Annotated in this window: 14 protein-coding genes; 7 read left to right on the plus strand and 7 right to left on the minus strand. The window is 43.0% G+C overall.

Annotated elements, in window-relative coordinates; genetic code table 11:
• The first annotated feature begins 111 nt into the window (after window positions 1-111).
• The 4 genes from H6G97_RS23715 (at window position 112) to H6G97_RS23730 (ending at window position 5,821) form a co-directional block, all read left to right on the plus strand.
• Window positions 112-1,119, plus strand: coding sequence for an ATP-binding SpoIIE family protein phosphatase (locus H6G97_RS23715; protein WP_190943091.1), 1,008 nt, complete (start codon window positions 112-114; stop codon window positions 1,117-1,119).
• A gap of 132 nt (window positions 1,120-1,251) precedes the next feature.
• On the plus strand, window positions 1,252-1,596 hold the full coding sequence (locus H6G97_RS23720; protein ID WP_338421835.1) for a four helix bundle protein: 345 nt from the start codon (window positions 1,252-1,254) through the stop codon (window positions 1,594-1,596).
• A 105-nt stretch (window positions 1,597-1,701) separates the two neighbouring features.
• Window positions 1,702-3,852 carry an ATP-binding protein gene (locus H6G97_RS23725; protein ID WP_190943092.1) on the plus strand — a complete coding sequence of 717 codons (2,151 nt, stop codon included), beginning with the start codon at window positions 1,702-1,704 and terminating at the stop codon, window positions 3,850-3,852.
• Window positions 3,845-5,821, plus strand: coding sequence for a hybrid sensor histidine kinase/response regulator (locus H6G97_RS23730; RefSeq protein ID WP_190943093.1), 1,977 nt, complete (start codon window positions 3,845-3,847; stop codon window positions 5,819-5,821). The genes H6G97_RS23725 and H6G97_RS23730 overlap by 8 nt, the downstream gene beginning before the upstream one ends.
• 582 nt (window positions 5,822-6,403) lie before the next feature.
• Here H6G97_RS23730 and H6G97_RS23735 read toward each other — a convergent pair.
• The 7 genes from H6G97_RS23735 to H6G97_RS23765 all read right to left on the minus strand — a co-directional run bounded on the left by H6G97_RS23735 (window position 6,404) and on the right by H6G97_RS23765 (window position 14,703).
• Window positions 6,404-6,931, minus strand: coding sequence for an iron uptake porin (locus H6G97_RS23735; protein ID WP_338421836.1), 528 nt, complete (start codon window positions 6,929-6,931; stop codon window positions 6,404-6,406).
• Between the two features lie 234 nt (window positions 6,932-7,165).
• On the minus strand, window positions 7,166-8,566 hold the full coding sequence (locus tag H6G97_RS23740; RefSeq protein ID WP_190943094.1) for a sugar porter family MFS transporter: 1,401 nt from the start codon (window positions 8,564-8,566) through the stop codon (window positions 7,166-7,168).
• Between the two features lie 396 nt (window positions 8,567-8,962).
• Entirely contained in the window at window positions 8,963-9,961 is a 999-nt protein-coding gene (locus H6G97_RS23745; RefSeq protein WP_190943095.1) for an ABC transporter permease subunit, read from the minus strand.
• Complete coding sequence (locus H6G97_RS23750; RefSeq protein WP_190943096.1) at window positions 9,958-11,514, minus strand: sugar ABC transporter ATP-binding protein; 1,557 nt, start codon at window positions 11,512-11,514, stop codon at window positions 9,958-9,960. Before H6G97_RS23750 ends, H6G97_RS23745 begins: the two co-directional genes overlap by 4 nt.
• Window positions 11,515-12,155: 641 nt before the next feature.
• Window positions 12,156-13,184, minus strand: coding sequence for an ABC transporter substrate-binding protein (locus H6G97_RS23755; RefSeq protein ID WP_190943097.1), 1,029 nt, complete (start codon window positions 13,182-13,184; stop codon window positions 12,156-12,158).
• Window positions 13,185-13,294: 110 nt separating this feature from the next.
• Complete coding sequence (locus tag H6G97_RS23760) at window positions 13,295-13,462, minus strand: hypothetical protein (RefSeq protein ID WP_190943098.1); 168 nt, start codon at window positions 13,460-13,462, stop codon at window positions 13,295-13,297.
• Between the two features lie 755 nt (window positions 13,463-14,217).
• Window positions 14,218-14,703, minus strand: coding sequence for a gluconokinase (locus tag H6G97_RS23765; protein ID WP_190943099.1), 486 nt, complete (start codon window positions 14,701-14,703; stop codon window positions 14,218-14,220).
• A gap of 272 nt (window positions 14,704-14,975) precedes the next feature.
• Here H6G97_RS23765 and tmk point away from each other — a divergent pair, with 272 nt between their 5' ends.
• The 3 genes from tmk (at window position 14,976) to H6G97_RS23780 (ending at window position 18,383) form a co-directional block, all read left to right on the plus strand.
• A complete protein-coding gene (tmk, locus tag H6G97_RS23770; RefSeq protein ID WP_190943105.1) occupies window positions 14,976-15,611 on the plus strand; it encodes a dTMP kinase in 636 nt (211 codons plus the stop codon).
• A gap of 137 nt (window positions 15,612-15,748) precedes the next feature.
• Complete coding sequence (gene recJ, locus H6G97_RS23775; protein WP_190943100.1) at window positions 15,749-18,103, plus strand: single-stranded-DNA-specific exonuclease RecJ; 2,355 nt, start codon at window positions 15,749-15,751, stop codon at window positions 18,101-18,103.
• A gap of 94 nt (window positions 18,104-18,197) precedes the next feature.
• Entirely contained in the window at window positions 18,198-18,383 is a 186-nt protein-coding gene (locus H6G97_RS23780; protein ID WP_190943101.1) for a hypothetical protein, read from the plus strand.
• The last annotated feature ends 397 nt before the right edge of the window (window positions 18,384-18,780 follow it).

Below are 18,780 nucleotides of genomic sequence, written 5' to 3' on the forward strand. Positions count from 1 at the left end.
AGTACAAAGTCAGTAGTTTTGAGGCAGGAGGCAGGAGGCAGAAGGAAGAAGAATAATTTGATTTGTGTGTGAATCCTTGGTTCTCTACCTCATTTAGTTGCAAAGTGCTGTATGAGAGAATCTGTCGCCATTACAATTACTGAATCTAGCCAGACTGGGGAAGCGCGACGGGTAGCGATCGCTTTAGCAACTCGGCTCGGTTTTCAGGAAACGCAACGGGGCAAGGTTGGTATTGTGGTGACAGAGGTTGCGAACAATCTGATCCAGCACGGTCAGGGTGGGGTGTTATTGCTAAGATTGCTCGAACACGATTCAGCCATCGGTATTGAAGTCTTATCGCTAGATAAAGGACAGGGAATGGTTGATGTGGATGAGTGTTTGCAAGATGGCTTTTCCACAGCCGGAACCTTAGGCAATGGACTGGGTGCAATTTCTCGCCTCTCTGGTTTATTTGAAATTTACTCCATTCGCAACCAAGGGACGGCGCTCCTCGCTCACCTTTGGTCAGACTCCGCACTTCATCCGCCCCAAGAAACTTTAGAAATTGGGGCGATCTGTTTGCCCAAACGAGGGGAGGACGTTTCGGGAGATGCCTGGGCATATCAAATCGATCGTTGCCGCAGCCTGTTGCTAGTAGCCGATGGCTTAGGGCATGGGCCTGCTGCTGCCACTGCTGCTTCACAAGCCGTAAGAATCTTTCAAGAACATCATCGCTCTCCTGGTGCGATCGTCGAAGCTGCCCACGCCGCCTTGCGAAGTACACGCGGAGCAGCACTCGCCATTGCCGAAATCGACTTTGAACAACAGTCTGTCCGCTTTGCCGGAATAGGTAATATCGCTGCCAGCATTTTCTCGTTTACTGAACGCCACCACCATCTAATATCTAACAACGGCACGGTGGGACATGAAGTCCGCAAAATTCAAGAGTTTAGCTATCCCTGGTATGCCAACGGACTTTTAATTATGCATTCTGACGGATTAGACACTAAGTGGCAGCTTGATCGCTATCCAGGCTTAAGTCAAAAACATCCCAGCCTGATTGCAGGTGTGTTATACCGGGACTTTAACCGAGAGCGAGACGATGTGACGGTGTTAGTGGCTAAAGGAATGGGGAGTTAGGTAGGAGGCTAATGAGTAATGAGTAATGAGTAATGAGTAATGAGTAATGAGTAAATACCTCATTACTCATTAAGTAAAATTGAATTATCACATTCTTTTTTACTCATAATTAATTATAACGCAAATATCAGTATTCAAGAAAGAACAGAAGATTTTGCAATAAGAGTTATCAAAGCTTATTCTGAGCTAAATAAAAGACCTTTTGACGACGCTGGCAAAATCTTGTCTAAACAATTTTTAAGAAGCGGGACATCAATAGGTGCAAACTGTTCAGAAGCTAAATATGCACAATCAAATAAAGACTTTATCAATAAGTATTCTATAGCCTTAAAGGAAGCCAATGAAACCCTTTATTGGATAAAAATAATGATAAAATCGGAGTTAGTGTCAAAATCAAAATTTCAAAATCTGATAGAAGAGAATGAAAGAATTATTAAGATATTAACAACTTCAATCAACAAATTGAAAGAAAAATAAAAAATAATCCACTCATTACTCATTACTCATTACTCATTACTCATTACTCATTACTCATTACTCATTTAATTTGGTTCTAATTATAAATGATTAACCGGACTTGATATGACAATCGTTTTCACCCTCGAAATCCAGTACGAACAGGATGTTGTGCAGGCTCGGCAGCGAACTCGTGAGATTGCAGAGCAATTGGGCTTTGCTGCCCAAGATCAGGCACGATTGGCAACGGCAGTTTCAGAAATTGCCCGTAACGCCTTTCAGTATGCCAGAGGTGGAACCGTTGAATTTTCTGTGGCAGGAGAACCGCAAGCGTTTGTGATTCGGATTCAGGATCGGGGTAAGGGAATTCCTGATCTGGCAGACGTTCTGGCAGGACGCTACACCTCTAGTACAGGAATGGGGCTAGGCATCATGGGTAGCCGCAAGCTGATGGATTTCTTTGAAATGGAATCGCTGCCAGGACAGGGAACAACGGTGGTGATGAGCAAAAAATTCTCGAAGCGCAGACCGACTTTTACTGATTCGCAATTGCAGCAGATTCGAGAAACTGTGATGGAGCGATCGCCCCAGAATCCATATCAAGAGATCCAGCGACAAAACCAGGAATTACTGCGGGCAATGGCAGAGTTACGCAAGCGCGAGGAAGAATTGACCCAGCTCAACCGGGAACTGGAAGATACCAATCGTGGTGTGGTTGCTCTCTACGCAGAACTGGACGAAAAGGCAAGTTCCTTGCAAAAGGTAAATGACCTAAAAACCCGCTTTCTCTCGAACATGAGCCATGAGTTTCGTACACCCCTCAACTCGATTCTGTCGCTTTCTCGGATGCTGTTAGCACGGATGGATGGCGATTTGACCGTCGAGCAAGAAAAGCAGGTGACATTCATCCAAAAGGCGGCGAGCGGATTATCAGAAATGGTCAATGACTTGTTGGATTTGGCAAAGGTGGAAGCTGGAAAAATTGAAGTGCGTCCCAGTTCCTTTGAAGTTAGTGACTTGTTTGCTACTCTGCGGGGAATGCTGCGCCCATTATTGGTTCAAGACTGCTCTGTTGCGCTGATTGTGGAGGAACCTGAAGGCATAGCTCCACTTTATACTGATGAGGGCAAAGTCGCGCAAATACTGAGAAACTTTATCTCGAATGCGCTCAAATTTACGGAGCAGGGAGAAGTGCGTGTAACGGCTGTGCAAAGGGGTCATACCGTGACATTCTCCGTGTCTGATACGGGGATCGGCATTGCGATCGCCGATCAAGACCGCATTTTTGAGGATTTTATTCAAATTGAGTCTTCTCTGCAAAAGCAGGTGAAGGGAACCGGGTTAGGATTGCCGTTATCACACAAGCTAGCGGAGCTACTCGGCGGTAGTATTTCGGTTAGAAGTAAGCCAGGTCAAGGCTCTACTTTTACAGTATCGATTCCGCTCATCTACCCATACACAACTGAATTTTCCACCGTAGTACAGCCGCTTATATCACTTGAGACAACTAGGCTGCCCATTCTGGCGGTTGAAGATCATCCAGAAACACTATTTATTTACGAAAACCACCTTCAGCAGTCAACCTATCAATTAATTGCCACCCGCACCTTAGCTGAAGCAAGGCAAGTATTACAACAAGTCCGACCAGCAGCGATTATGCTAGATATTATGCTAGAAGGGCAAAACGGCTGGACGTTCTTGCGAGAACTCAAAGCAGATGAAATGACTTGCACCATCCCTATAGTCGTTATTACTATCATTGATAACGAGAAGCAAGCACTGGCACTAGGAGCTAACGGTTTTCTGATTAAGCCCGTAGACAGATTACAGCTATTAATCAAACTCAATACGCTAATTAATCAGAACAAGCCTCAAAAAATCTTGTTAATTGACGATGACCCCGCCTATCGGTATCTGATGAAACAGTTGTTAGTAAATACACCTTTGAGTATTTTAGAAGCCGCGAACGGACAGGAAGGGTTAGCGTTGGCACAATCTGAGCAACCGACTGCGATCGTGCTGGACTTGGAGATGCCAGAGATAAGCGGGTTCGATGTACTCAAACAGCTGAGGCATAATTCAGTCACTTCGTCAATTCCTGTAATTATCCACTCATCTGCCCAACTGGATGCAGAAGCGGACAGATGGTTAGCAAAACAAAGCATCGCTATTCTTCCTAAAGAAACAGGCTCTCAAGCAACGGCGAATGCCCAACTTCAAGATGCACTCGTCAAAGCCGGGCTTGTTCTAGAGGTTTCAGGGGGAATTCATGTCTGAGCCACAAGTTACAATTCTCCATGTGGATGATAACGAAGCCAATCGTTACGTTGTGATCCGGATTTTGCAAGATGCAGGCTTTAGGGTTGTGGAAGCAGCAACCGGAGCAGAAGGATTAAAGGCAGTTGTTGAGCATCTCCCTGCTCTGGTGATTTTGGATGTCAAATTACCCGATATTACAGGCTTTGAAGTTTGTCGCCAAATTAAGGCAAATCCCGAAACTGCTTTTATTCCTGTGCTACACCTTTCGGCAAGTTTTGTTCAAAGTCAAGATAAAGCAGAAGGCTTAGACAGTGGTGCTGATGCTTATCTTATACAACCTGTTGAACCTATTGAACTGGTGGCTACAGTGCGATCGCTGCTGCGAATTCGACGGGCAGAGGAAGCAGCTTTATCTTCAGCACGAGAGTGGCAAACGACTTTTGACTCCATCAATGACGGTGTATGTCTAGTAGACAAAGAAGGCAGAGTGTTGCGCTGTAATCGAGCGATGATGCAACTCGTTTACAAGCCTTATAGCGAAATTTTAGGTCGCACCTACTATGAGTTGATTAACGTAAAATGGGGAATTGGGGACGGTATTTGCTTTCACCGTGCTACAGAAACTCACCAACGGCAGGTTTTAGAAGTTCAGTCTCAAGACAGATGGTTTAGTAAAACTATCGACCCAGTACTTGATGAGCATGGGACTCTCACAGGTGCTGTTTTTATCCTATCCGATATTACCGAACGTAAGCGTGCAGAAGCTTTAATGCAAGAGCAGAACGATCGCCTTAATCGGCTGATGGTCTCTTTGCAGGAACAGACTGAACAAGCGCAGCAAGCAAACCGCATCAAAGATGAATTTTTAGCAGTGCTGTCTCATGAATTGCGATCGCCCTTAAATCCGATTCTGGGATGGACAAAAATCTTACAAACCAGCCAGCAAAACGCAGCTAAAACTCAGTATGCACTGGAAACGATCGAGCGCAATGCCAAGCTGCAAGCACAACTGATCGAAGATTTGCTTGATGTGTCGCGCATTCTCCAAGGCAAATTGAGCTTGAAAACAGTTCCAGTTAGTCTAACTTTTACAATCAAAGCTGCGCTGGAAACGGTGCGGCTTGCTGCTGAAGCTAAATCTATTCAGATTAAGACAATATTTGAACCAAACGTTGAGCAAGTGTTAGGTGATTCTGGTCGCCTGCAACAGGTTGTTTGGAATCTGCTTACCAACGCTATTAAATTTACCTCACAGGGTGGTCAAGTCGAGGTGCAGTTAGAGACAGTAAAAGAATTAGATACTCATCCTGATGAATACGCTCAAATCACTGTCAGCGATACTGGTAGGGGGATCTCTGGTGACTTTCTGCCTTATGTCTTTGACTACTTCCGCCAAGCCGATGGTACAACAACCCGACAATTTGGGGGGTTAGGCTTAGGGTTAGCGATCGTGCGTTATTTGGTTGAATTGCATGGGGGAACTGTTCAGGCAGCAAGTCCCGGAGAAGGGCAAGGAGCAACGTTTACAGTTAAGCTGCCACTCATCCCTACGGCAAAATTGAATCACAATGATATTGTGCCTGATAATTTCTCAGACTTTAATTTTCATGGATTGCAAGCACTGCTAGTAGACGATGACACAGATTCACGAGAGGTGATTGCCTTCTTGTTAGAAGAGCATGGCTTTCAAGTGACTCAAGCTCAATCAGCATACGATGCTCTGAGCATTTTGGAGCAAGCAAAATTTGATTTGCTAATCAGTGATATTGGTATGCCCGATATGGATGGCTACACACTAATTCGTCAAATTAGAAAGCTCTCACCTTCCAGAGGCGAAGAAATTCCAGCGATCGCCCTCACAGCTTATGCTGGAGAGATTAATCAACAACTTGCAATAGCGGCTGGATTTCAACAGCATATTTCTAAACCAATCGACCCAGAGATACTAATGCGGCTTATTTTAGATACATTAGGGGTACGGCAATAATTGAGAAAAATTTTGCCATAGCTATATCTGCCCCAATCTCACACTTGCGATCGCAAGGTACGTTTGTATTCTTTGAATTGTCGTTGCGAGAGACAATAACTCTAAGCTAATCGTTATTTAAATTGCACCATTTTTATGGTGATAAAAGCTGCAAACCCTCTCCCCTGCTCCCTGCTCCCTGCCCCCCTGCGATCTCAATGTGCAAATTAAATGCTTAACAGCTTACTACAGTAGCCCTAGTTTTTCATGCTCTTATTTTGGCGAAGGTATTGCTATTAGCGATCGCGATCGCACCCTTTTCATTCAATAAATAATCTTCATTGAACGCGAATAAAACCTGATTACGTTTTCATGTATTTGAACCACACCTATTGTAGGGGCGCAAGTCCTTGCGTCCCTAGCGCGCGATCTATTTACCTACTCTGTCGATCGAGCAAACCATTCATATCATGTTCGACTTAATACTTATGTTATTGCGAGCGTAGCGCGGCAATCCCAAACCTTTGCGATTGCTTCATTCCACTTCGTTGCATTCGCAATGACATATTATAAGTGATTTGCCGAACATGATATCACATCCAGTTAAAAATCGAACGTTGTCCGAAGCACACCTACATATTGCGTATCATTTCTGGTGTCGTTTTCCGGGTTGAGAATTACCCAAAAACCAGGAGTAACTGAGATGTTGTGGTTTAGGCGGTAACGATAGAATGCTTCGATATGAAAAGCGTTATCTCGTTCTTGACGAACATCACTGTTAGAGACACGCGGCGGTATCCCAAAGAGAATTCCCGGCAAGTTACCCTCACCTCCCACATCAGGAAACGACACACCAATCGCGCCAAACCAGACATTGGCATTGTCACCACTGTTGACAAATAGAGAGTCCGTTCCACCCCTGCCATTGGAAATATCACTAAAACCAGAGTTCTTGGCATTTGCCCAAATATATCCACCCCAACCGTGGATTTGGAAATTCGGGGAGAAGCGATAGAATCCCTGTGCGCCGACGATATCGTTGGAAGTAGCAATGTTGTTGCCAAAGGGAGCGTTTGACAGGGCGCTACCCGTCCCAGCTGTGACATCGACTAGTCCAGCAGGGGCTATGATATCAACTTAAAATAATCCTCTACTTGCGATCGCAGCCTGGTTATGCCGATGTCTGCAAAATAGCATCAGGTATCCCAAATAAATGCAAAGCTTGGTCTATCATGTGCTTTAAATGTTCCAACTACTACACAAAATTAATTTTGATAAGTTCGTAGTAAGGACTTTCGTTTTTGGCTTTAGCGCTCACTACGAACCCAATCAAGTTGTCTTGGCAGAGTAGTAAATGGATGCCAATTACATATCTTCTAACTCAATTCCTTTGGTTTCTTTAACAAAGAAGAGAATGAAAAATAACGACGTAGCTGCTGCAATTGTATAGAGTCCATAGGCAGAACCTAGACCGAAATATTGCAGTATGGGAGGAAATGTCGTGGAAATTAGGAAATTTGCAACCCATTGCATGGCAGCAGCAATTGAAAGTGCAGCAGCTCGAATTTTGTTATTAAACATTTCTCCCAACAGCACCCAAACCACTGGCCCCCAGGAGAAACCAAAGCAAAATACATAGAGGTTGGCTGCGATGAGAGCCACAGTACCTACGCTTCCGGTAAGATTTGGATTTCCAGCAGCATCGAGGGGAGCATTGCCAAAAAGATAAGCCATCGTCCCCAAAGTAAAGGTCATGCCGATTGACCCTAGTATCAGTAAGGGCTTGCGACCAAATTTATCTACAAAGGCGATCGCAATCAGTGTTGTAATAATATTGACGGCTCCAGTAATCACCGTAATTGTTAGGGAATCTTTTTCTGAGAACCCGACGGCACGCCACAAAACGCTGCTGTAGTAGAAGATGACATTAATACCAACAAATTGCTGTAATACAGATAAGCCTATTCCTATCCAAACAATCCGAAGGAGTCCACCATTTCTGCTTAAGAGGTCAGAAAATCTGGGTTCGCGTTCTCGAAGCACTGTCTGCCGAATTTCATCGATTTTTGCCAGCACATCACCGCCCAAAATCTTAGCCAGAACGTTAGCAGCTTCTGGTTCCCGCCCTTGAGCAACCAAGTACCGGGGAGATTCGGGAATCATTAAAGCTGACATTCCATAAAGTATGGCTGGAGGAATTTCTGTCCAAAACATCCAGCGCCAAGCGGCTATACCAAACAAAAACGGCGACTCGGCTGAACCTGCTGATACAGCAATAAAGTAGTCGCATATAAGTGCAATAAAAATTCCAATTACGATCGCTAATTGTTGCAGAGATCCTAATCTTCCCCGCAAATGGCTAGGAGAACACTCGGCGATATAAGCTGGGGCGATGACGCTAGCAGTACCAACTGCAATACCACCCAACAGCCGCCAAAAGATAAAATCCCAAATTCCAAAGGCAATCCCGGAGCCAATGGCACTGATGGTAAATAACACCGAAGCTGCTACCATTGCCTTGACTCGACCATAACGGTCGGCAATTTTCCCTGCATAGAAGGCTCCTATCGCAGACCCTAACAATGCTAGGGACACGGCAAGACCCGTTAACACACTGTTGGCGTTAAAGGCTTTGGCAAGAGCGCCAACCGCGCCGTTGATGACTGCGGTATCAAAACCGAACAGAAAACCGCCGAGGGCAGCAGCACCAGCAATCAAAACGACATAAAATGTGCTGGATTTACGACGAGTAGTAGTGGAGGTCATAATTTATATATTTATTATTGGGGATTGGGCATTGGGGGCAATACGGTTCGGATAAGCATTTCCTTGTGGTCTGGGGAAAGGGGAAAGGGGAAGGGGTAAAGGGTAAAGGATGTATTCAAAACCTTTCCCCTTTAACCGAATCGTGAGAAAGTGGGGAACAGGGAGCTGGAGAGTAGAGAGCAAAGGCTCATTAATGGAGTTCAAAGGCTCATTAACGGAGTTCAAAGGCTCATTAACGGAGTTCAAAGACTCATTAATGGAGTTCAAAGGCTCATTAACGGAGTTCAAAGACTCATTAATGGAGTTCAAAGGCTCATTAATGGAGTTTAAAGGCTCATTAACGGAGTTCAAAGACTCATCCCCTATTCATTCTCAATGCCCAAATACATTGATTCTTCAACGTCTGGAACGTCTGCGGAGTCTATCAATGGTTACTGCCAAAATAATTACTAGTCCTTTGACGACTAATTGCCAGAAATAAGATAGGTTCAACAAGGTTAAACCGTTGTTGAGAATAGCAATAATTAATGCACCGAGAAGTGTGCCGCCAATAGTACCAATACCGCCTGTAAAGCTGGTTCCACCAAGAATAACAGCTGCGATCGCATCTAATTCGTAACCTTGACCTATTACGCCACTAGCACTATAAAGACGGCTAGCACTCATGATTCCTGCTAAACCTGCCAGTAATCCGCTAATACCATAGACGAATAGCAACACCCGATTAACTTTAATCCCTGTTAATCTGGCTGCCCGCTCGTTACCACCAACGGCATATATCTGCACTCCTAAAACAGTTTGCCGCAACACAAACCAGCTAACGATTACAGTCAGTAGCGCAATTATCACTAGCCACGGCAGGGGGCCGACATAATCATTACCCACCCAAGCAAAATTGATGTCTCGGTTAATCACGGTTGTACCTTTGGCAACCAAGAAGGCTACACCCCGCAAGGCAGTCAGTGAACCCAAGGTGACAATAAAAGGTGGCACATCTAAAAAGGTGATGAGAGCGCCGTTGACTAAGCCTAAAAGCAATCCTGCTAGCAATGCAGCAGGCACAGCTGCCCAACTTAAAGCCGGCAGTAGTGATACCAACAAGGCAACTACGGCAGAAACAGCTAAGATTGACCCAACAGAAAGGTCAATACCTCCGGTGAGAATCACAAAGGTCATTCCTGTCGCCAGCACAATATTGATTGATGACTGACGCAAGATATTAACGATGTTACCGCCTGTGAGGAAGTTGGGCGAAAGGAGTGCAAATAAGATGCAGATAATTATCAGGATTGGCAGAATACCCGCAACTTCCAACAGGGTACTAATTGATTTCCGGTTGCGGGATGCGGGATTGCTGCCTATTTTATTGGCAGGTGGTCTGACTGTCTGACTCATGATGCTAATACCTCCGATGCTCCAGTTGCATAGTGCATAATCTTTTCTTGGGTGATTTCTTGGCCAAGACTGCCATCCAGTTCGCCTACCAGTTGTCCTTCTCGCATCACCAAGACGCGATCGCTCATGCCGACAATCTCCGCTAGTTCACTGGAAACCATTAAAATAGCTACACCTTGCGCTGCCAATTCGCTCATAATTCGGTAAATTTCACTTTTGGCACCGATATCTACGCCCCGTGTTGGCTCATCTAACATTAATACTCTCGGTTTAATGGCTAACCAACGCGCTAGCAGTAGCTTCTGCTGATTACCACCAGAAAGATCCACTGCTCTAATTTCCAAATTGGCCAGGCGGATATTAAAGTTTTCCACCGCCTCTGTTGACAGCCGATTCACTGAACTCCAGTTAACAATTCCAGCTTTGGCATCTTGTTTGAGTGTGTTGATGGCAATATTCTTACGGGCGCTCATCTCCAGAAATAAACCTTGGTCTTTGCGGTCTTCTGGGACGTAGCCAATTCCCGCTGCAATGGCATCACTGGGCGTATTAATTTCCAGTTTTTTGCCATTCAAGAATACTTCACCACTGGCCTTGCGGTCTGCACCAAAAATCAGCCGGGATAGTTCTGTGCGTCCTGCACCAACCAACCCCGCTAAACCGACTATTTCTCCAGCATGAACTTTCAAACTAGCCGGCTCAATTTTCTTACGGGCATCGCTCATATTTCTGACTTCCAGCACGACTGGGCCAGGATTCGTTTGCCGTTGATGTTCATAAAAGTCTTGCATGGAGCGACCAACCATCATCTGCACTAATCGCTGGGGAGAAATTTCACTGCGTGTCAGGCTGCCAATATATTGACCATCACGCAGCACACTAATTCGGTCAGCTAAGGCATAGATTTCTTCCATCCGATGGCTGATGTAAATAATGGCAATGCCATCACGCCGCAGTTTGCGAATTACCTCAAACAAATGCTCACTCTCGCGGTCAGATAGGGCTGCTGTTGGCTCATCCATCACCAAAACGCGGCTTTTGTCCTTCAGCGCCCTGGCAATTTCTACTTGCTGTTGTTCTGCGATCGATAATGTCCCAACTATAGTCTGGGCGGTAAAATTGGCTCCAAGGCTTTCTAGCACTTGCTCTGCTTCCAATTGCATCCCTTTGCGGTCTAAAAACTGACCTCGCCGCAACTCAGTACCCATAAACATATTTTCGGCAACAGTTAAATTCGGTGCAACATTCAGTTCTTGATAAATGAGATTAATACCCGCCTTGCGTGCTGTCGCCGGATCAGTAATTTTCAAGGGTTGACCATTGATGCGAATTTCTCCTTCATCGGCAATGTAAGCCCCAGCCAGGATTTTCATCAATGTGCTTTTGCCTGCTCCGTTTTCACCCATGAGGGCGTGAACTTCTCCCGGATAAATCGTCAAATTAACATTTTGAAGCGCAGGTACACCATGAAATCGTTTTGTAATCCCTTGCATTTCTAACACCGGGGTGCTGGTTGGTGCATCAGGAAATGAAGTTTCAATATTTGTTGTCATGAGCAGAACCTGTAAAAAAAATTTAAAAATTGGGTAGGCGCAGCCCACCGTAGGCATCGTGAGTTAGGAATTAATTAACTTAGGTATTTCCAAGAAATAAATTATTCAAGAAAATGAACCAATAGAAAGATGATTGTTGTCCGAGAATGATATTTTTGGATGTTTTTTAATCTGGTAATCCCTTATATCTCATGTGAAATTAAATTTATCGCAAAACCATTTTTTAAAAATCCACCACTAGCTTAAAAATAGGGAGCAGGAAAAAGATATTTTCATTTTCATACTTCGTTTTTAACGTTAGTTAATTGCTATTCTTCGGTGATTTCTGAGTACTAAAAATTGACGATCAAATTGGTCGCTAATGTACATAACTAGCGATTTTCTCGTTCCTATGCAAAGCATCAAAATGCATTCATTTTGGCTGCTGACTCAATATCTTACTGGAGGTAGCAAACCATAATTAACCATTCCTATACTCTATATGGGAACGAGATATCTCTTTTGATAAATTCTGATATTCAGAACTTTTCAGAAATGTGCATATATACATCATCGGTATCTGTAAAAACTCTGTCAATGCATCAAAAGACTTAATTTAGATTAGACATAATTTTCAATGACAAATTCACAATTTTTATTATTTACCAGCCTTTTTCTGTGCTGACATTATCTTTTGTGATCAGCTTGACTGGAATCAAAATGGTAGGTGACTTAGGTTGTTTCCCATTTAAGATGTCGTTGCCAACCTGAACTGCTTTTTGGGCCATTCCTCGTGGATTTTGAGTAGCAGTCGCGGCATATAAACCATCTTTAGCTGCGATCGCAGTGATTGCTTCTGGCGCACCATCAACGCCTACAATAAAGAAATCTTTACGTTTTGCTTGGTTAGCTGCTAGTTCTGCGCCTACTCCACTCGGATCATTGATGGCAAAAACAGCATCAATTTTCGGAAAGGTTGTAAGTAAATCAGTCATAACTCTGAGTCCTCCATCCCGGCTACCATCTGCATTCTGGTTTTTAGAGAGTATTTTGATATCGGGATATTTAGACAATACATTCTCGCAGCCATTAACTCGCTGAATTACCGAGTCCACTGGCGGGCCGTTAACTATTACTACATTACCTTTACCTTTAAGACGGTCAGCAATATATTTGCAACTAACTTCTCCAGCTTGGATATTATTAGTCGTAATTGTGGCATCTACACCTCCTTCTGCACCTGTATCTACCGCAATGACAATACTTCCTGCTTTTTTTGCTCTTTCAACTATTGGTCTAATTCCACTTTTATCAGCAGCATTCAAAACAATAATGTCAGTTTTGGCAGCAGTGAAATTTTCAATTTGATTGGCTTGTTGGTTGAGGTCATAGGCACTGGAAGCTACAATAACATTGACATCTTCTCCGCCAATTCTTTTAGCTTCTGCCTCAACTGCTTGTCCCATGAGAACGAAGAAGGGATTACTTAAATCACCAACGGTAAAGGCAACTGATCGTAATTTGGAATCCTCTGTGGCAGTCTTACTCTCTGCACTAGTGTTAATAGCAGTGTTGCTATTCGGAGAACCATTTGTACAGCCAACAAGACTGCCACCGATGATACTTAGTATGCTAGCTGCGATTACGCGTAACATAACAGCAGAGGTAAACGCTATCTTTTTCACATTCATATATCTCCTAAAAGCCATTTTTACATACACCAGATTTGGAACCTATATATTTTGTAAACCTCACGTATCAAACTTTTTATGTGTGTTTGAATGACAAACTACCAGCCTTGTTAACTGTTGAGGTTCTCTCTAGTAAACAAGCTGGCTGGAATCACAATGTCGGGTAAATCAGGTTTTTTGCCTTGGATGATATAGCGGTTCTCGTTTACGTGAGGTACACCCGTAGGGGCACGGCACTGCCGTGCCCCTACACCTTGCAATATAATCTTGTACCGCATCTGAATGGGAACCGCTATATCGTTGCCAATCTGAACCGCTTTTTGAGCAGCAGTTGCAGCAAATTCAAAAATAACATGACTTTTTGCTGAAATTACTTCTGTAGGGTTAGACTGAAAACAGCTTTTAACTTAAACTTCCAAAAATTAGTTTTATTAACCTTAAAAATCTTCATTTTCCTTGACTTTTTTCATCTTATCTCGCTGAAACGCCAAAACTAATTTTATTTATCGAACTTTACAAAAATAGAAGCTTTTCAATCTCCTTAATATAAGCAAAAGTCTTCATTTCAAAGCATTTGCATAAATCAGCATATTCAATATTCATGGCTATGTGAAAAAAATTAATATTTCTCAATCGATTTATTCAGCAAATAGACTATTACTAAAGAAGTATTCGGTTTTAAGTAATTGTTATTTTTTGGCAAATGTCAACACCTTTTAGTTAGATGTTTAAAGTTAAAATCATACCTTTATGGATAGAAGATCCGCAATTTTAACTCCTATCTCATATACTTTTATGTAGTTTAAAAATTTAATGTTACAGCTAAATATTTATGGGTTGAGGAACGAAGCCCAATATTTTTGGGTATTTGTTGGGTTTCACTTCCCTACGGGACGCTGTTCGCGTTCGTTCAACCCAACTATTATCCTTAAACCCAAGCGTATTTGTGTATGATTTACTCAATCAAGTGTTTTGTCTGATCTACTTGGTTCCAAAGTGATTAATTTGAATCTTAACCTTTGTTACTAATTAGCTAAATTTCCAAAACTGTTCTAATGTTTTGGACAATTATCTGGGGTGGCTGTGCAACATCTATAGATATGGTATCTAATGGTTCTTCAAGAGTATAAAACTGGCTGCTGAGAAGTTCTTCACCCATGTAATGATTGCTGCGCTCTTGCAACCGCTTTTGAATCAACTCATAAGACCCTTTGAGGTAAACTAGCTTGATGCGTTCGCTATCCAATACCAAAAATTGCCGATAGCTATTCTTTAAAGCCGAACATGCCAGCACTACATTTTTACTTTCTTGCAACCAATGCTTTATGGCTGTTTGCAAATCTTGCAACCAAGGTATCCTATCAGCTTCACTCAGAGGGATACCGCGCCGCATTTTGTCAATATTTTCTGGGGAGTGAAAAGTATCAGCGTCGCTAAACTCCCACGATAACGAGTCTGCTAGCAGTTTTCCTATGGTGGTTTTACCAGAACCCGACACACCCATTACGATAATAATCATTGACTGCTGAATCATATTTTTATTAAGAAAAGTTAAAATAATTCCTAATTTGTTAGGAATTACGCAAAATATCTTTCAAACTCTGATTTCTCCGTGTACTCTGTGCCTCTGCGGTTCGTTATTCCGTAACTCGTGCGTAAGTCCTATTTGTAATTATGGACGGTGATATAAATCATCGGCAGCGATCGCAATTGCAAGTTAAGATTTTACACTTCGCGCTATTCTTGATAAAACATCAGCGAATCAGTTTATTGCGGCGAACACAAAAAAGCATGGGTGGCAAATTAATCGTATTTGAAGGGGTGGAAGGCTGTGGCAAAACCAGCCAAATGCAGCTTTGTTCTAAGTGGTTGGAAAATCTAGGGGTTTCTGTAGTGGTAACTCGTGAACCAGGAGGAACAGAGTTAGGTTCACATCTTCGTCGCTTGCTACTAGAAAAGGCAGAGGATAAACCAGTTGCTGAAGTCACAGAACTTTTGTTGTATGCTGCTGACCGATCGCAACACGTTGAACAAGAACTTAAACCAAATCTTGCCGCCGGAAAATATATTTTATGCGATCGCTACACTGACTCTACCATTGCTTACCAAGGATATGGTCGAGGTCTTAACATGAGTTTAATCAATCAGCTTAACTATATTGCGACTGGTGGTTTAGAGAGCGATTTAACTATTTGGCTAGATGTTGATGTTGAAGTAGGACTGTCCCGCAAACTCTTAGATAAAGTAGGACTAGACCGCATTGAACAGGAGACAATCGCTTTTCATCGGCGTGTTCAACAAGGATACGCACATTTAGCAGCATCTCATCCCTCACGAATTGTCCGGGTAGATGGCAGCTTGAGTCAAGAAGCTATACAACAGGTAATTCAAGAAATTTTGCGCGTACACCTAAAGGAGTTGCCATAGGCATCGCCTCAAATCATACTTAGAATTATTTTGACCAACCCTTGTACAGACGCGATTCCTCGCGTCTCTCCTAACTCTTATACAGATATCATTCATCGCGTCTCTACGACTAACCCCTAACTCCTAACTTTCTTTGTATGCCAGAACAACAGCAGTGGATTATAACAGCAACCGAACAACCGCCAGAGTGGTTTATCCAAGCAGTGAAACAGCATACACCCGCATCAAGTGGACTGTATGCAGCACAATTGTTGTGGCAACGGGGAATTAAAGATCATCAACAATTAACAGCTTTTATCAACTATAAAGGTTATCAACCGAAGAGTCCCTTTGAGTTTGGGCAAGAAATGCATCTAGCGATCGCCCGGTTGCAACAAGCATATAATGCTAGAGAAAAAATTGCCATTTGGGGAGACTTCGATGCCGATGGCATTACCGCTACATCTGTACTTTGGGATGGATTGGGACAGTTTTTTGCTCAAAATACCCAGTTAATTTACTATATTCCCAATCGCTTAAAAGAATCCCACGGACTTAATCAGCAAGGGATTGATAATTTAGCAAAACAAGGTTGCAAATTAATAGTTACTTGCGACACAGGTAGCACAAATGTTGAAGAAATTATCTATGCAAAACAGCTAGGCATAGATACAATCATTACAGACCATCACACATTACCCAGCGAACGCCCACCCGTCGCCGCGATTATCAATCCCCGCTATTTGCCAAGAGAACATCAGTTATTTAATCTTTCTGGGGTGGCGGTAGCTTATAAGTTGGTGGAAGCGTTATATCAAACCCTGCCTAATATTGCCAAACATCCATTAGAGGATTTATTAGATTTAGTTGCAGTTGGATTAATTGCCGACTTAGTGCAGTTGAGTGGAGATTGCCGTTACTTAGCACAGATGGGAATTCAACGACTACAAGAAGATTTTAAACAGCCACCAGCAGGACGGCGACGGCCAGGGGTAGGGCGATTATTAGAATTGTGCCAGAAAAGTGGCGATCGCCCCACAGATATTTCCTTTGGTTTGGGCCCAAGAATTAACGCCGTCAGCCGCATCCAAGGTGATGCCAGTTTCTGCGTAGAATTATTAACTAGTCGTGATGTTAAACGTTGTAACGAACTAGCCGAAGTTACAGAACTCGCCAACGCCCGCCGGAAATCTTTACAAAAAGATGTGCAAGCGCAAGTAGCCCAAAAACTGACTCAGTTAGACTTATCAACTACCAGCGTCATAGTCTTAGAAGATGCCCAATGGCCTGCGGGTGTTTTGGGCTTAGTCGCCGGACAAGTAGCACAAGAAACAGGCCGCCCGACTATCTTGTTAAGCACAGAGGGATTGGCTACTGGGGAAGACTCTTCCCAATCTCTTGCCCGTGGTTCTGCCCGTTCGGTGAATTCTGTAGATTTATACCAATTGGTGAAAGACCAAGCACATTTGTTGCATCGCTTTGGGGGACATCCCTTTGCAGCAGGTTTGAGTTTGTTAGTGGAGAACATTCCTTTATTTGCAGCGGCGATTAATCAGCAACTACGGCTATCTTTGGGTAGTACAACCCTAACGCCAACCGTGCAAGCAGACTTGACGGTGATAGTGGCAGACTTAGGGAAAGAGTTATTTTTGGAATTGAAACTGCTAGAACCTTGTGGAATGGGTAATCCTGTTCCGAAATTGCTAATTCAAAACTGCTGGTTTGAAAATGCTTGGCATCGCAATCAGCAGGATTGGCAAGGGAAAAAGGTACAGTATATTAAAACTGAGTTTGACATTCGGGATGATTCCACTAAAAGCGCTTTTCCTGGCTTATGGTGGGGACACTATAAAGATGAATTGCCCATAGGAAGGTGTGATTGCATCGCCGAACTAGACTACAACAGCTTCAAAAAACGTTATGAAATCAGATTAATTGCTGTGCGTCCGAGTATTAACTCAGCACTCAGTACTCAGTATTCACCGCTCATTTTAGACTGGCGTAAATTTCCGACTCCCCATTCTCTCCCGACTCCCCCAGTTTTGCTTGAAGATTGTCCCACGAATTGGGATGATTTACGCGCTCTTTTGCGGCGATGTCTAAACACAAATCGCTCTGCATCTGGGCTTGACAATCAGCAACAATTAGCGATCGCTTGGTCTAAACCCAACTACCAACCACCCAAACAAATTTGGCTGACTCTTGTCGGAATTGCCAAATATCTCAGTCGCACAAATCAACTAGTTACCCGTGTACAACTTTTAGAGAAAATCGGCATCAGCGACCAAACTTTACTTGTAGGAATCAAAGCTTTAAAATATTTAGGTTTTACGGTTAAACGACAAGACCGTTATTTGCAAATCACCTGGAATCCAAGCGATAGTGCAGAAAACGTTGCCGAGGCAGCAGTTGCCCCATTTTTAGCTGCTGTCCGAGAAGAACAATTTCAGCAACAATACTTTGCAGAAGTGCCATTATCTACTATTGTTGCGATCGCAGTTTTGCCTGTTTAAATTCGCCAAAAAAACTGAAATATGGTTTAGCGCATCTTCATAGAGAATTGGTATAAGGGGCACAGCACAATAACTTCTATTACAGGAAATACTAATGAACAGCTCAAAAATAATTGCTATTGTTACAGGTGCGATTTCTATCATTTTAGCGATCGCCTATCTAATTTTAGTCCAATTGCTCGACTACCGGGACATGAAACCCGCCCCCATCAGCCAATTTGACCAAGCACCCGCGATTATTTCTGTTTTTTCGCAGATTGACAAAATTACCGAAGCGTGAATCACATTTAGTTTGATTGTCGAGACGCAAGCTCTTTGCGTCTTTTGTCATTTACGTCAATAAGTAAAAACTCATGATGAATATTGATTAAGCCAACAGTTATTCATAGAGAAAAAACAATGGCTATTATTGATTACTCAAATAGTCTATTCTATAAGATTTATTTAGAGTAGTTATTTCAAACTTATTTAGATAACTTAATTCCATTTTGACAAAGATAACGGTAAGCTATTTTTAAGAAAGTTAAATAAAGATAAAATTGTCGATCAGCGTAGGCGTAGCCCATCGTACACATCGCTGGGTTAACGGGGATCAACGCGAGTTGACTCAAAACCCAAAATTTTTAATAAGAATATAGAGGTAAGTTAATGGCTCAGTTTCTACTTGAGACTGTTTG

Origin of the sequence: Nostoc flagelliforme FACHB-838, assembly GCF_014698065.1 — a bacterium.
Classification (GTDB): Bacteria; Cyanobacteriota; Cyanobacteriia; order Cyanobacteriales; family Nostocaceae; genus Nostoc; species Nostoc flagelliforme_B.